We start from the raw sequence: 15287 nt of genomic DNA, 5'->3' as shown, positions 1-15287 counted from the left end.
CAGGTTATGCGGCCGTCAACACCCGCGGCCCGTCCTCGGTGATCGCGATCGTGTGCTCGGAGTGCGCGGTCCGCGAACCATCCGCCGAGCGGATCGTCCAACCATCCGGATCCGTGTAAATCCGGTCAGTCGTGCGCGCGAACCACGGCTCGATCGCAATGGTCAACCCGGGCCGCAGCAGATACCCGCGACCTGCACGCCCCACATTCGGCACATGCGGATCCTCATGCATTGTCCGCCCGAGCCCGTGCCCGCCGAATTCGGTATTCACCGGATAGCCGTTCGCCCGCGCGACCTGCGCGATGGCGGCGGAGATATCGCCCATTCGATTGCCGGGCAACGCAACCGCGATCGCGGCCGCCAGCGCGTCCTCGGTGGCCTTGACCAGCCGCAGATCCTCCGCATCGGCGGTACCGACGATCATGCTGGTAGCCGCGTCGGCGACCCACCCGTCGATACCCAGCGCCAGATCCATGGTCAGCACATCACCATCGCGCAGCGCATAATCGAACGGAAGTCCGTGCAGTACAGCATCATTCACCGACAGACAGACCATATTGCGGAACGGACCGCGGCCGAACGACGGCGCATAGTCCCAGTAGCACGACACCGCGCCACGCTGCCGAATCCGCTGCCGCACATGCTCTTCCAGATCCAGCAGATTCACTCCGACCCGGGCCAGCACCCGCAGTTCAGCCAGGATCTCGGCGACGAAATGCCCCGCCGCTCGCATGCGTTCGATCTCCCCCGGCGACTTCAACTCCACCATGTCCAACCTCCATCTTGGTATTTTAATACCAAGCATAGCCGCAATCGGTATAAAAATACCAACTACCCGCTGACCAGGCGATGTGCTATGTTCGCGAACGCGAGAGAGCACTGGTTTGTTTCGTTTTTCGCCGCCCCGAGCGGCATGCGTTCCGCCCGATCGACTGTCCGATAGCGAACGTAGAGGAGCAAACGATGAGCCTGCGCCGCAAGGCACTCGTCGCCGCCGTCGCGCTGGCCATGGCCCTGGCCACTCCTGCCTGCGGCGGCGAGTCGGCCAAGCACGAGAACCAGTCGGGCACCGCCGCAGGCCCCGCGCGCAACCCTTATCTCGCCGCCGCGACCTACGGGCTCACCCACATCGATCCGGGCCAGTCCGACACCTTCCCGTACCAAACGCCATCGGGCGAATTCCATATCGATCCCAAGCAGCAGCAGCGCATCACCGCGGGACCGGTCAACATCATGACGCTCGCCGCCACCGATCCGGACCACATGTGGGTCTCCTCCACCCAGGGCGTGGTCTACGTCCAGGTCGGCAATGGCATGTTCCACGAAATCGCCCGCGCGGACGCACCGGGTGTGACACCGCTCGCGCCGCAGGCATTGAACCAAGTGCTCGACCAGAACTTCACCGACGTAGGTCATGTGGAGGCCGCCGTACACAACGACTGGCGCCTCGATTGGACGCGCATCACCAACGGCGTCTACAGCCTGGTGGACAAGGATAATCGGGTCTACTACGTCACGCAGAATGCGCAGATCGTCGTGTTCGGTTTGAAGAATTCGAACAATCCCGAAGCGGGCGTACGGATTCTGCGCACCCTCGACTTCAAACCCTGGCTCGGCACCGGTCCCGGTCTCGGCGGCCAACCCGAGTCCATCGTCGGCCTGAATATGACCTATGACGGCAAATTGGCCGTACTCAGCACCCGCGGGCTATCGATCATCGACCGCAGCCTGCAGGGCGAACCGCAGCAGGTTCATTTCGGCGCCGACGAGGTGGTCTCCAATGCGATGGCCGTGGACGAGAAGGGCGGGATCTACGCCGCCTCCGACAAGATCATGCGCAAGGTCGTGTGGACCGGCTCCAAACTCTCGACCGCAGCGGCCGATGGGGCGTGGGAATCGCCCTATGATTTCGGACGGCAGCCGCCCGCGGTGAAATTCGGCATCGGCACCGGCTCGACCCCCACACTGATGGGTTACGGCAACGACGACCGGCTCGTGGTGATCACCGACGGTGCCGACCGAATGAAGCTCGTCGCGTTCTGGCGCGACGCCATCCCCGAAGGGTTCCAACCCAAGCCGGGCACCAAATCCAATCGGATCGCCGACCAGATCCCGGTGACAGCCGGCCTGGATCCACAGCCCGAGTTCATCCAGAGCGAGCAATCGGTCGTGGTGGACGGCTACGGCGCCTTCGTGGTCAACAATGCCCGGCCACAAGGCGCACCGGACCGGCTCGTCGATGTGCTGGCGGGCGGTCCGGTATTCACACCACCATCGGGCATCGAGCGATTCCAATGGGATCCGGCCGACCACAGTTGGTCATCGGTGTGGTCACGTCCCGATGTGGTCTCGACCAGCATGGTGCCCAGCCAGAGCAGCAAGTCCGGCGTGGTTTTCGTCAACGGCTACACCAAGACCGACGGCTGGGAGGTGACCGGCCTGGACTGGCAATCGGGAAAGACGGTGCACCGCACCATCTTCGGGCAGAGCAATCTCGGTAACGGCGCCTACGCGCTGATCCAGTTCTTTCCGAACGGGGATCTACTGTTCAACAGCATCGGCGGACCCTTCAGAGTGAAGCACAACGGCTGAGCTTGCGGTATTCGAATACCGCTCATAATCCGGTAGCCCGGTGCATCGACCTGTTCATCGCCGCTGATGCAGTCGGGCTCGATCGCGTTGACGCTGTCCACCACCACGATTCGTGCCATACCGCACGGTAGCCCGCGACGGTAGCGGAGAGCGGAGGCGGTTCGGACGCCGGCTGGCGGGCAGCTCGGTTGGCGGTGGCGAAGCCCCAGCCGATGGAGGGGAAGCCCTAGCCGATGAACTGGCCGATGATCGCACCGACCGCACAGCCGATGATGGCACCCACCAGGAAGAACCAGATCCCGATGAGCATGCCGATGACACAACCGATCATCTCGCCGACCTCGACGACGGCGAAGAATCCCTGCGCCTGGTGCAGCCCGGGCACGGGGGTCGATGCCGGGATCAGCGTCAATTCCGTGCCGGTGTTGTCCAGCGCCGGCGTGAGGTTGAACGTCTGCCCGGTCTGGGCGTGCACCGTCGTCGGAATGGTACCGACAACGGTGCCGTCGTCCGCGGCCACGGTGACCGCGTCGGGGCCGAGCGTGAATCTGCCGGCCGCCAGCCGGACCAGCGCGCTGGTGTGATCGGCGGCGAGGGTGGTGTAGGCGACGGGGCCGGCGTTCGCACCGACGGTGACGTCCGAGGCCACCCCGGCCTGACCGTTGGCCATGACGGTGGTTGTACCGGTGGCCGCGATGGCCATGATCGCAGTGGCCAGGAGCTTCTTGATCTTCACCACACTTCCATTCGTTCCGATTTTCGACGTTCCCAGAAGAACCGCACTGAATATGATCGCTCCCGAGTATCTTCTTGGCTTCGGACAATATCGCATTTCAGAGCAAATCGTTGGCGCACATACCGCTTGACAGCTATTTCATCGCAATCATCCTCGACGATCAGGAACTCCACGACATCTTCGCGCGTCAGGCGGAAGCGCCGACTGCCGCTATCGGCTCCAAGACCGCGACCTCGGCCGCGTGTCCGCCGCTGAGACCAACGACTGACGTCCGGGCTATCCCTCCGCGCCGAGAGCCATCCAATTCTGCGGCTCCGCAAGAGGAACGAAACCGAACGCCGAGGGAGGGACCGAGCTGTTGTATATCTACAGTCCCCACCCGCAGTGTGTGGCGGTTCTTACTGTGGGATCCGAAGTCGCCGCACCAGCTTCGCCGCTGGAAACGTCAGTTTGCGCGATGCTTTCGACGGGAGTCGGTACGAGTTCCGGATGAAGCAATTGCGGGTGGCGGTCCGAAACTCTCCCGATGTCGCTGTCCGGCAGTTCGAGAACATCGCCGCCGTGCGTCCTGGCACACGCCCGCCACAAGGTCCGGTCGGCCCGCCGTACAGCGGCTCGTCACCGAACGAATCCCGCTGCGGCGCAGAGCATTCCCACGCTCGGGGCGTGGATTACTGCGGTGGATTCCAGCTCAGCACCGGATCCAGGTTGCGCAACATCGCGCTGCTCGACGACAGTCGGATCGCAGTGTCGCGCAATAGGGTTGCGATCGGCGACGACAATTGAGCCACGTCGCCGATGATTCGGGAACGCCGCACAATGGACTGGGTGCGCTTGCGGCGCAGCCGATCGTATTCGGCCAACGCGGACTCGATCGGCTGCCGGTCCAGCACTGCGGCGAGGGTCACCGCGTCCTCGAGAGCTTGGTTGGCACCCTGCCCGAGATTCGGCGTCATGGCGTGGGCGGCGTCTCCGAGCAGGGCGACACGCTGACGAACGAAGGTGTCCAGGGGCGGCAGATCGTAGATGTCGTGGCGCAGCACGGCGTCCGGGTCGACCGCGGCAAGGGCGGCGGGAATCGGATCGGCCCAGTGCGCGAATCTGCGCTGCACCTCGACAAATTCACGCCCCGGGAACCGCTGCCCCTCCGGAGCGTCGGCGACGCCGAACAGATATGCACACCCGTCCCGCAACGGGACGACTCCAAAACGCTCACCCCGGCCCCAGGTTTCACTACTACCGGGCGCGAAGCCCAGAGGGCGGGTGATCATCCGCCAGGTGGAGTAGCCGGAGTACCGGGGCTCGCGCGCATGCGGCCACAGCGACTCCCGCACTACGCTACGGATCCCGTCAGCACCGACGACGAGAGCGGCCTCGGACACGCCACCGGTGTGCGTGACCCGCACTTTCGTGCCGTTGTTGTCGACGGCGGTGACCACGATGCCGAGTCGCAGGGTATCCACCGGCAGGGCCGCAGCCAGGATGGCGAACAGATCGGCGCGGCGGATGGCGACCGTCGACCCGTACCGACGCTCGAGCTCTGCCGTATCGGTTTTGGACAGCCACTTACCCGTCCTGTCGCGGATACCGGCCTCGGCGTCGATCTGCCCGACCGTCCTGACCTCTTGCCCACGGCCGAGCGCATCCAGCGCCCGCACACCGTTGGCCCACAACGAGATTCCCGATCCTACTTCCCCGATCTCGGGTGCCTGCTCGAATACCTCGACTTTCCAGCCACGGTCGGCCAGGGCGATGGCTGTGGCCAGACCACCGATGCCGCCGCCCACCACGATCGCCGTCCTGTTACCACTCACGATAACCTCCACTACAGATGTAGTCATCTTTCAGACTACAGTTGTAGTGGACGATGCGACAGATGGGAAGCAACCGTGACCGACACCGCAGACCGACGCACGCTTCTGGCCGACGCTGCGATCGAAACCCTGGCCCGCTCCGGCCTGCGTGGGCTCACCCACCGTGCGGTCGACCAGACTGCGGGCCTACCGGAAGGCTCCTGCTCCAACCACTTCCGCACCCGTGAGTCCCTGCTCGAAGCAGCAGTGCACCGCCTCGCCGAACTCGACACCGACGAGCTCGCCACCGAACCCGTCGACAACCCGGCAGTCGACGAGATCGCCGACATCCTCAACAACCTCGTCGGCCGCTTCACCACCACCGACCGCGACCGCATGCTCGCCCGCTACGAACTGGCCCTCGAATCGACCCGCCGCACCCAGCTGCGCACGGCCTTGATTGATAGCGGAGCTCGGATCCGCGCCATAGCTTCAGAACTCTTCGCCGAGCTCGGCGCACCCGCCCCGGAGGTACGCGCGCACGCGTTCGTCGCCTGCCTCGACGGTCTGATATTCGACCAACTGGCGGGCGCAGGCACCCCCGACCGCTACTCGCAGCACCTCAACGAAATCATCCGAATCCTGTTGCGCAGCTTCATCTCTTGACCCATCAAGCGCGCATCACTGCGGCCCATCACCTCGACCGAGCGGCGATTCCGTCAACAATCACGGCGACCGCCTTGTTGATCGTGTTCGCGGTCAAGTCGCGGCCCAGGCGGGGGGCGTGGATGTGAATCAGGTCGCCAAGTCCCAAAACGACCAGAGTGGGATCGGCGTCCGAGGCAAGGGCGCCGCGGTCGTCTGCGCCAACGAGTTGGGCCCAGTCTCGCCCCGCACTTCCGGACCCGCGCCGGGGTGGTCGGTCGACGGCACCGGATCAAGGCACCCCTGCAAGAAGCACGGTGGTGCATCTTCCGCCGAGAAACCCGCCGGTCAGACCTTCGCCGACCACCGCCCTCAACGCCCGCGCACGGCCATGGGGATGCTTCATGCCCATGGCCGAGAACCCTCCGCCGCCGTTTTATCTGCCACCTTCAGGAACGCAGCACTCGGCGGCGGCGAGGTCGACGACCAGTTCGGCACCGGTCGCGGACTTCACCTGCTCGACGGTGACGTCGGGCGCGAGTTCCCGCAGTACCAGTGTGCCGTCCTGGACGTCGATAACGCCGAGATCGGTGATGATGCGCTGCACCACCGCCTGGCCCGTCAGCGGAAGCGAGCACTGCTCGACGATCTTGGCGCCGCCATCGCGGTCAGTGTGTTCCATGACCACAATGACGCGCCGGGCACCGTGCACCAGATCCATGGCACCGCCCATACCCTTGACCATCTTGCCCGGCACCATCCAGTTGGCGAGGTCCCCGTTCCGGGAAACCTGCATACCACCGAGGACCGCGGTGTCGATATGTCCACCGCGAATCATGCCGAACGACAACGCCGAATCGAAGAACGCCGCACCCGGGTTCACCGTCACCGTTTCCTTCCCGGCGTTGATCAGGTCGGGGTCGACCTGATCGTCCGTTGGGTAGGGGCCGGTGCCGAGGATGCCGTTCTCCGAGTGGAGAACCACCTTCACCCCTTCGGGGAGGTAGTTGGGGATCAAGGTCGGCAGGCCGATCCCCAGGTTGACGTACTCACCGTCGATCATCTCGGCCGCGGCGCGCGCGGCCATCTGCTCCCGTGACCAGCTCATACTGCATCCTTTCCGACATGAGCGGGGCCCTGCGTGGTCACGCTGCGCTGCCGCCTCCGGGCCTGACCTCTCATGCCGACACCGTCCGCTTCTCGATTCGCTTGTCCCCCATCCCCGTACGCACCACCCGCTGCACGAACACGCCCGGCAGATGGACCTGCGCGGGATCGAGTTCGCCCGGCTCGACCAGCTTTTCCACCTGTGCGATGGTGACCCGGCCCGCCATCGCGGCCAACGGGTTGAAATTCATCGCGGTTTTGTTGAACACGAGATTGCCCTCCATGTCACCGATCTCGGCGTGCACGAGCGCGTAGTCAGTGACGATCGACTCCTCGAGCACGAACGTCTTGCCGCCGAACTCGCGAGTCTCCTTGGGTGGCGACGCGACCGCGACCGATCCGTCAGCGTGGTAACGCCACGGCAGCCCGCCCTCGGACACTGGTGTGCCCACACCGGCCGGGGTGTAGAACGCGGGGATACCCGCGCCCCCGGCCCGCAGCCGCTCGGCGAGCGTGCCCTGCGGGGTCAGCTCCACCTCGAGCTCACCCGACAGATACTGCCGCGCGAACTCCTTGTTCTCGCCCACGTACGACGCGGTGACGCGACGAATCTGACCGGCCGACAACAGGATTCCCAGACCCCAATCGTCGACACCGCAGTTGTTGGAGAACACCTCGAGCCCGGTCACGCCGAGCTCGGCCAGACCACAGATCAGCTCGCTCGGGATGCCGCACAGACCGAAACCACCGACCGCTAGCGACGATCCGTCGACGATGTCCGCGACGGCCTCCGCCGCGGTTGCGAAGACTTTGCTCATCGGGCTTCTCCCGTCGCGGGCAGGATGCGGGCACGGACCTCGCCGAAGCCGATGCGGCCGCCGCTCGCGCCGGGCGCGGTCGCCGAGATCGAGATCTCGTCGCCGTCCTCGACGAACGTGCGCTGCCCGTCACCGACGGTGACGGGTTCGGCGCCACCCCAGGTCAATTCGATGAAGGCACCGCGCTGCGCCTTCTCGGGACCTGAGATGGTGCCGGACCCGAACAGATCGCCCGTGCTGGCGGCGGCACCGTTGACGGTGGTGTGCGCCAGCATCTGCGCGGGCGACCAGTACATCTGCGCGTATGGCGGGCGGGAGACGACGTGACCGTTCCACTCGACCTCGAGGTCGATGTCCAGGCCCCACTTCTCCTCGCCCCGCAGGTACGGTAGCGGATTCGGGTCCTGCACCGGGGTGTCGATGCGGGCGGCCTCGAGCGCCAGCAGCGGAACGACCCACGGGGAGATGGACGTCGCGAAGCTCTTGCCCAGGTTCGGGCCCAGTGGGACGTACTCCCACGCCTGGATGTCACGTGCCGACCAGTCGTTGAGGATCACCACGCCGAAGCAGTGCTCGGCGAACTGATCCGGGGTGATCGAGGAGCCCATCGGCGAGCCGACACCGACGATGAAGCCCAGCTCGGCCTCGATGTCGAGGCGGATCGACGGACCGAACGACGGCACGGCGTCGGCGGGGGCCTTACGCTGCCCACACGGACGCACGATATCGGTGCCGGAGACAACGACGGTGCTGGACCGGCCGTGGTAGCCGACCGGCAAATGCTTCCAGTTCGGCATCAGCGCAGCCGAATCCGGACGGAACAACCTGCCGAGGTTGGTCGCGTGGTTCTCCGACGCGTAGAAGTCGACGTAGTCCGCGACGGCTATGGGCAGATGCATCGTGACGTCGTCGATCGAGAAGACTGCGTCGTCGGCGATCTGACCGGACACCAGCTCGGTGATCCGCGCGCGGACCGCGACCCACCGCTCGCGGCCCTGGGCCATGAACGCGTTGAGGGTCGGGTGGGCGAAGACCTCGTCGCCGAGTGCCTTCGCGAGGTCGACGACGCTGTCACCGACGCGCACACCGACCCGTTGGCCCGCGTCGGCGGTCGAGAACACACCGTAGGGCAGGTTGTCGACACCGAACAGGGAATCGGCGGGGATCGAGATGACGGTCATGCGGGGGATCCTCCCTCGGTCGAGGTGGAGTCCACCGAGCCCATAGGCGCGGCGGGCTCGGTGGAAGCTTGGGGCACCAATCCGAGGCCGACCAGTTCGGTCAGCGGATCGCTGATGCTGCAGGTGCCGAAGGACCGGAAGGTCGCGCGCAACACGTCCACCGCCTCGGCAGACAGCCCTGCCAATTCTCGGGCGAGGCTCGTTCCGTCACGATCGGCGAGCGTGGCGGCGATGTCGTCGACACCCGCCCCATCGGCGGCCCGATGGGCCGCGAGCATGATGTTCAGGAAGCCGTGCTGCTCGAATCCCGTGTGCGGGTCCGTGTTCCGCACCGCATGATGCAGACCGGCGGTTGCCTTGAACCGCACGCCCGCACCGACGACCGCGTGAATGGCGGCGGCAAGCTCGGCCTCATCCGGATAGGCGGTGGCGACGATGCCGCCGGTGCGGAACTTCGCCGCGTACGGCGTCCTCGCCAGGTGGGACAGGATCTCGGCACGGCGGTCGTCGCGCGGGACCTCGACGAAGATGTCGACACCCGGTGCGGTCGAGGCGATCTCGTCGAGCGCGGCGAACAGCTCGTCGGGAGTCTGTCCCTCGGGCACGGCGATCTCCAACGCGACGAGCTGCACGTCGTCGATGCCGCGCAGCTGTTCGAGCGCACCGGGAACGGCGGCGGTGCCGCCGGGCACGATGAGACTCAGCTCGAGCCGGCCGTCGGTCACAGCGAGGATCACGGGCAGCTCACCCAGCCGCGGCGCGGGGAACACAAACGGCCCCACCAGCGCGGCGTGGTCGCTGCTCTGGTGCGCGAAGTGCGCTGGGACCGCTTCGCCGATCGAAGCGTTCCCCGGTGGGAACAGCGCCGCGTCGTCGCACAGGCCCCTCAGCAGCGCTGAGATGGTCATTTGTTCGGCCCCCTTCCGGACCAGCTCCATGCGTAGGCCTGGTCCTCGCATGCCAACGCACCCTCACCGAGCTCGAGCGGGCGGAACGTGTCGACCATGACGGCGAGCTCGTCGAAGAACTCGACGCCGATGCTGCGCTCGTACGCGCCGGGCTGCGGGCCGTGGGCGTGGCCGCCGGGATGGATCGAGATCGAACCCTGGCCGATGCCCGAACCCTTACGGGCCTCGTAGTCGCCACCGCAGTAGAACATGATCTCGTCGGAGTCGACATTGGAGTGGTAATACGGCACCGGGATCGACAGCGGATGGTAGTCGACCTTGCGTGGCACGAAGTTGCAGATCACGAAATTGTTGCCCTCGAACGCCTGATGTGCCGGCGGCGGTTGGTGCACGCGGCCGGTGATGGGCTCATAGTCGGAGATGTTGAAGGTGTACGGGTACAGGCAGCCGTCCCAGCCGACGACGTCGAACGGGTGGTTCGGGTACACCATGCGGGTGCCGGCGATCCGACCGCCGGCCCGGTGCTTGACCAGCACCTCGACATCGGTGCCCTCGGCGACGAGCGGCTCGGTGGGGCCGTGCAGGTCACGCTCGCAGTACGGTGCGTGCTCGAGCAGCTGACCGTACTTCGACAGGTAGCGCTTGGGCGGGACGATGTGACTGTTCGCCTCGATCGCATACGCGCGCAACGGCTCCGACCCCTGCGGCACCCAGCGGTGGGTGGTCGACATCGGGATCAGGACATAGTCGCCCTGACGTGCGTGCAGGGCACCGAACACGGTCTCGACGATCGCCTCGCCCGATTCGACGTACACCATCTCGTCGCCGAGCGAGTTGCGGTACAGCGGGGACTCCTTGGCAGAGACCACATACGAGATGCGCACGTCGGCGTTGCCCAGGATCAGTCGGCGGCCGGTGGCAACGTCGGTCTCGGCCCACGTCTGCTCCGGAAAGAGGTCGTGGAGCTGCAGGTGCCGCGGCTTGAGCGGATGGTTGGGGGTGGTGCTCTGGTCACGCAGCTCCCACACTGTCGCGTCGACGATGGCCGACGGGATGTGACGGTGGTACAGCAGCGACGAATCCGACGAGAAGCCCTCCTCGCCCATCAGCTCCTCGAAGTAGAGCTGGCCGTTCTCGTCCCGGTGCTGGGTGTGACGCTTCGGCGGGATGTTGCCGAGCTGTCGATAGAACGCCATGACCGGCCTCCTGATGTGTTCGCGCCCGGTTCGCTCCGGGCTGTGGTCGTGACCGTCGGCGGAACGGCATCGCGACTGCGATCGTCACGGCCGTCGACCCCTTCCGATATTAGTAAACACATTAACTAGTTTCAGCGCGTGAACGCAACCACATCAACAGCCTCGCCTTCGCGCACCCAGCGACGACATCCCGGGCGCCGATGAGTACGCACAACGCGAGACAGTGGCGTCAGTTTCGGCCGCGGACGTCGAACTGGCTGCGGTTGGTGATCAACTTGTCGAGCAGCATCACGAGAATGTGCTGCTCGGCCTCGGTAAGCACGCTTGCCCACGCGTACTCGCGCTCGTTGTGTTCCCGGTAGGTGGCAGCCATCTCGGCGCGCCCCTTCTCGGTGAGCGACAGCTGCACCGAGCGCCCGTCGTGCTCATCCGGCGTCCGCTCGAGCAGGCCGCCCGCTTCCAGCGTCTTCGTCAGGTTCGACACGGCCGCGCGGCTCATACCGGTGAGCTTGGCGGCACTCTTCGACTCGATCGGGCCAGCGAGCCAGGTCACGAACATCAGCCGGAACGCCGACCACGACAGCCCTCGCGGCCGGTGCACCGAGGATTCCAGGTCGTAGGTGACCACATTCGCGGCCCGATTGAGGGTCAGCAGAACCTGGGTGGCCAGCTGGTGCGTGGAGCCGAACTCGGTGCTCAGCCGCCGATTCGCGAGGTCGATGAACGACCAGAAGTCGAGCGAGTCGGGCGTCGCCGAATGCTCCACCGCGCTGCGTCTTTCGTCCCCGCTCATGCGGCCGACCCTATCGCGGCCGGTAGTGGATGCGCGCAGCGCGGGCGGTCCCGAATACTCACCCAATTAGTATATCTGTGAACTATTCACGAATACCTCACCGCCGTCCTCCGATCATGCCGATCAACAACGGCGAACGCTGCGCCCCAACGGGTTACCGCTCCGCGCCGGAAATTCTGTACAAAGGATTCGAACCGAAGGGCCCGGACGACGACACCGAGAGGACGCACATGAGCACGCTGCAGACACTCGACCGTGGGCTACGCGCGCTCAACATCGTCGCGCAGTCGCCGTCCGGAATCTCGGTGGCCGACCTGGCCAAGGAACTCGACGTCCACCGGGCCATCTGCTATCGGATCGTCGCCACCCTCGAAGCACACTCACTGGTCACCCGTACCGCCGACGGCCGGATCCGGCTGGGCGTCGCCACCGCCGTGCTCGCTTCGCGGTTCGAACCGCAGTTCACGAGAGACGCCCAGCCCGTCCTGCACGCGCTCGCCAACGAAACGCTCGCGACCGCGTTCATCTCCGCAGCCCAGGGCCAGAACTGTGTCGTGATCATGGTCGCCGAACCGGAGGGCGCCCTGCTGCGGGTCGGTTACCGCGTGGGCAGCAGCCACCCGCTCGAGCGCGGCGCGGCCGGCATCGCAATCCTTGCGCTGCGCCCGGAAGCGCCCGGCGACTCCGATGCCGTCCGCCAAGCCCGCGCCGACGGCTACAGCCTCACCCGCGGGCAGCTCGAGCACGGCGCCGTCGGCATCGCGTCCGGCATCGCCCTCCCGGAGGGGATCAGCTCGAACACCGGCCTCGAACGCAGTGTCGGCGTCGTCGCAATAGACGGGCTCGACACCGACCGGGCCGCGGATGCCGTGATGCGCACCGCCCGCGAGGTCGAGCATCTCATCAGCGTCTGACGCTACCCCCTTCCCTCTCTCCTGCCCGTTTCGTGGGCCTGCCACACGACCGGTGCGCACATCGCGAACCGGGCGCGGGCAATTAGGTCATCCTGAGGACCTCGGAACAGGCCATCTGCGTCGTCATCCAAGCCGTACTTGACCTCGAATGTGACCGCGCTTACTCTGTCCGAAGTTCGCTCACCGATACATTGTGTGCGTTATTAGTAACTCCGCATTTCAGCGCAGTTTAGACAGACGGAGATGCCAGTCATGAGCGTGTGCCCGATCGACCACGCAGCCCTACAGAACACCGGCCGCCCCACGGCCGTACCGGCCACAGGCTGCCCGGTTTCCGCGAATGCCGCCGCCTTCGATCCCTTCACCGGCCCGTACCAGATCGATCCTGCGGCGTCGCTGCGTTGGTCGCGCGACGAGGAACCGGTGTTCTACAGCCCCGAGATCGGCTACTGGGTCGTCACCCGGTACGAGGATGTCAAGGCGGTCTTCCGCGACAACATCCTGTTTTCGCCGTCGATCGCACTCGAGAAGATCACCCCGGTCTCCGACGAGGCGACCGCGACACTCGCCAAGTACGACTACGCGATGTCGCGCACCCTCGTGAACGAGGACGAGCCCGCGCACATGCCGCGACGCCGCGTGCTGATGGACCCGTTCACCCCCAAGGAACTCGTCCACCACGAGCCAATGGTCCGCCGGCTCACCCGCGAGTATGTCGACCGCTTCATCGAGTCCGGCAAGGCCGACCTCGTCGACGAGATGCTGTGGGAGGTCCCCCTCACCGTCGCCCTGCACTTCCTCGGTGTGCCCGAGGAGGACATGGACACTATGCGCAAGTACTCGATCGCGCACACCGTGAACACGTGGGGACGTCCGGCGCCCGAGCAACAGGTCGCGGTGGCCGAGGCAGTCGGTAAATTCTGGCAGTACGCCGGACAGGTGCTCGAGAAGATGCGTAAGGATCCGTCCGGACACGGCTGGATGCCGTTCGGCATCCGCATGCAGCAGGAGCAGCCCGATGTCGTCACCGACTCGTACCTGCACTCGATGATGATGGCGGGAATCGTTGCGGCACACGAGACCACGGCCAACGCGTCGGCCAACGCCTTCCGCCTACTGCTCGAGAACCGCAGCGTGTGGGAGGAGATCTGCGCCGACCCGAGCCTGATCCCCAACGCCGTCGAGGAGTGCCTGCGCCACTCCGGTTCGGTCGCCGCGTGGCGCCGACTGGTCACCGACGACACCACCATCGGTGGCATCGACATCCCCAAGGGCTCGAAGCTGCTGATCGCCACGTTGTCCGCCAACCACGACGAACGCCACTTCGACAACGCCGACGACTTCGACATCCGGCGCGAGAACTCCAGCGATCACCTGACGTTCGGGTACGGCAGCCACCAGTGCATGGGCAAGAACCTCGCCCGCATGGAGATGCAGATCTTCCTCGAGGAGTTCACCAAGCGCCTCCCGCACATGGAACTGGTCCCCGACCAGGAGTTCACCTACCTGCCCAACACGTCGTTCCGCGGGCCGGATCACGTTTGGGTGCAATGGGATCCGGAGAAGAATCCGGAGCATGCCGATCCGTCGATCCTCGAAAACCGCCAGCCGGTGCAGATCGGCGAGCCGTCGAAGACCAACATCTCGCGGACCGTCACGGTGGACGCGATCACCCCGGCCGCCGACGGTGTCGTGCGCGTGAGGTTGTCCGATCCGTCGGGCAAGCCGCTGCCCAAGTGGACCCCGGGCTCGCACATCGATGTCGAACTCGGGGAACTGTCGCGGCAGTACTCGCTGTGCAGCGACCCGAACGACCTGTCGCACTACGAGATCGCGGTGCTCGAGGAGCCCGAGAGCCGCGGCGGCTCGCGCTACGTGCATCGCACCCTGCAGGCCGGCGACATGCTGAAGATGCGCGGACCGCGCAGCCACTTCAAGCTCGACCCGGACGCCGAGCGCTACGTCTTCATTGCGGGCGGCATCGGCATCACCCCGATCGTCGCGATGGCCGACCACGCGAAGGCCGCCGGCAAGGACTACGAGATCCATTACTGCGGACGCGATCTCGCGACGATGGCGCTGCTCGACCGGCTGACGGCCGACCACACCGACAAGCTCGAGGTGCACTCCAGCGCGGCGGGCAACCGGCTCGACATCCCGGCCCTGCTCGACGTCCCCGTCGACGGGACGCAGATCTACTCGTGCGGCCCGCAGCGACTACTCGCCGCGCTAGAGGAGGCCACCGCGCACTGGCCGGAAGACTCCCTCCACGTCGAGCACTTCACGTCGAATCTGGCGACGCTCGACCCGGCCAATGAGCACGCGTTCGAGGTCGAATTGCGTGACTCCGGTCTGACTATCCAGGTGGCCGCAGATCAGACGGTGCTCGACGCCCTGCGCGCGTCGAACATCGACATCCAGAGCGACTGCGAAGAGGGGCTGTGCGGATCGTGCGAAGCCCCCATCCTCGATGGCGAGGTGGATCACCGCGACATGGTGCTCACCAAAACCGAACGGGCTCAGAACAAGTCGATGATGACGTGCTGCTCGCGCGCATGCGGCAAGAAGATCACCCTCGCGCTCTGACCAACCTCCCCAAATTTT

Annotated in this window: 13 protein-coding genes; 4 read left to right on the top strand and 9 right to left on the bottom strand. The window is 65.7% G+C overall.

Annotation, left to right across the window (positions count from 1 at the left end; genetic code table 11):
• Positions 1 to 4: 4 nt before the first annotated feature.
• Positions 5 to 769 (bottom strand): type I methionyl aminopeptidase, encoded by a 765-nt coding sequence (gene map, locus AB0L63_RS06070; protein WP_364495255.1) that lies wholly within the window; start codon positions 767 to 769, stop codon positions 5 to 7.
• Between the two features lie 194 nt (positions 770 to 963).
• Here map and AB0L63_RS06065 point away from each other — a divergent pair, with 194 nt between their 5' ends.
• Complete coding sequence (locus AB0L63_RS06065; RefSeq protein ID WP_364495252.1) at positions 964 to 2592, top strand: hypothetical protein; 1629 nt, start codon at positions 964 to 966, stop codon at positions 2590 to 2592.
• A 226-nt stretch (positions 2593 to 2818) separates the two neighbouring features.
• Here the strand turns inward: AB0L63_RS06065 and AB0L63_RS06060 are convergent, their stop codons facing one another.
• Both AB0L63_RS06060 and AB0L63_RS06055 read right to left on the bottom strand, forming a co-directional pair.
• Positions 2819 to 3331, bottom strand: coding sequence for a hypothetical protein (locus AB0L63_RS06060; RefSeq protein ID WP_364495249.1), 513 nt, complete (start codon positions 3329 to 3331; stop codon positions 2819 to 2821).
• Between the two features lie 668 nt (positions 3332 to 3999).
• Positions 4000 to 5142, bottom strand: a complete 1143-nt coding sequence (locus AB0L63_RS06055) for an FAD-dependent monooxygenase (RefSeq protein WP_364495246.1) — start codon at positions 5140 to 5142, stop codon at positions 4000 to 4002.
• Between the two features lie 75 nt (positions 5143 to 5217).
• Between AB0L63_RS06055 and AB0L63_RS06050 the strand changes: the two genes are divergently transcribed.
• Positions 5218 to 5787 carry a TetR/AcrR family transcriptional regulator gene (locus AB0L63_RS06050; RefSeq protein ID WP_364495243.1) on the top strand — a complete coding sequence of 190 codons (570 nt, stop codon included), beginning with the start codon at positions 5218 to 5220 and terminating at the stop codon, positions 5785 to 5787.
• A 415-nt stretch (positions 5788 to 6202) separates the two neighbouring features.
• Here the strand turns inward: AB0L63_RS06050 and AB0L63_RS06045 are convergent, their stop codons facing one another.
• The 6 genes from AB0L63_RS06045 to AB0L63_RS06020 all read right to left on the bottom strand — a co-directional run bounded on the left by AB0L63_RS06045 (position 6203) and on the right by AB0L63_RS06020 (position 11769).
• Positions 6203 to 6874, bottom strand: a complete 672-nt coding sequence (locus AB0L63_RS06045) for a CoA transferase subunit B (protein WP_364495240.1) — start codon at positions 6872 to 6874, stop codon at positions 6203 to 6205.
• A 70-nt stretch (positions 6875 to 6944) separates the two neighbouring features.
• Positions 6945 to 7691 (bottom strand): CoA transferase subunit A, encoded by a 747-nt coding sequence (locus tag AB0L63_RS06040; RefSeq protein WP_364495237.1) that lies wholly within the window; start codon positions 7689 to 7691, stop codon positions 6945 to 6947.
• The gene (fahA, locus tag AB0L63_RS06035; protein WP_364495234.1) at positions 7688 to 8872 is read right to left on the bottom strand and encodes a fumarylacetoacetase; all 1185 of its coding nucleotides are present in this window, start codon (positions 8870 to 8872) and stop codon (positions 7688 to 7690) included. The genes AB0L63_RS06040 and fahA overlap by 4 nt, the downstream gene beginning before the upstream one ends.
• Positions 8869 to 9780 carry a hypothetical protein gene (locus AB0L63_RS06030; RefSeq protein WP_364495231.1) on the bottom strand — a complete coding sequence of 304 codons (912 nt, stop codon included), beginning with the start codon at positions 9778 to 9780 and terminating at the stop codon, positions 8869 to 8871. The genes fahA and AB0L63_RS06030 overlap by 4 nt, the downstream gene beginning before the upstream one ends.
• Positions 9777 to 10976, bottom strand: a complete 1200-nt coding sequence (locus tag AB0L63_RS06025) for a homogentisate 1,2-dioxygenase domain-containing protein (RefSeq protein ID WP_364495229.1) — start codon at positions 10974 to 10976, stop codon at positions 9777 to 9779. The genes AB0L63_RS06030 and AB0L63_RS06025 overlap by 4 nt, the downstream gene beginning before the upstream one ends.
• Before the next feature lie 229 nt (positions 10977 to 11205).
• Positions 11206 to 11769 carry a MarR family transcriptional regulator gene (locus AB0L63_RS06020; RefSeq protein ID WP_364495226.1) on the bottom strand — a complete coding sequence of 188 codons (564 nt, stop codon included), beginning with the start codon at positions 11767 to 11769 and terminating at the stop codon, positions 11206 to 11208.
• Positions 11770 to 11999: 230 nt separating this feature from the next.
• Here AB0L63_RS06020 and AB0L63_RS06015 point away from each other — a divergent pair, with 230 nt between their 5' ends.
• Both AB0L63_RS06015 and AB0L63_RS06010 read left to right on the top strand, forming a co-directional pair.
• Positions 12000 to 12683 (top strand): helix-turn-helix domain-containing protein, encoded by a 684-nt coding sequence (locus AB0L63_RS06015; protein WP_364495224.1) that lies wholly within the window; start codon positions 12000 to 12002, stop codon positions 12681 to 12683.
• Between the two features lie 252 nt (positions 12684 to 12935).
• Complete coding sequence (locus AB0L63_RS06010; RefSeq protein WP_364495222.1) at positions 12936 to 15269, top strand: cytochrome P450/oxidoreductase; 2334 nt, start codon at positions 12936 to 12938, stop codon at positions 15267 to 15269.
• Positions 15270 to 15287: the final 18 nt, after the last annotated feature.

It is taken from the genome of Nocardia sp. NPDC051990, assembly GCF_040680755.1.
Taxonomy (GTDB): Bacteria; Actinomycetota; Actinomycetes; order Mycobacteriales; family Mycobacteriaceae; genus Nocardia.
The sequence above is the reverse complement of the archived record's forward strand: the minus strand, read 5'-3'. Positions and strand labels throughout refer to the sequence as shown.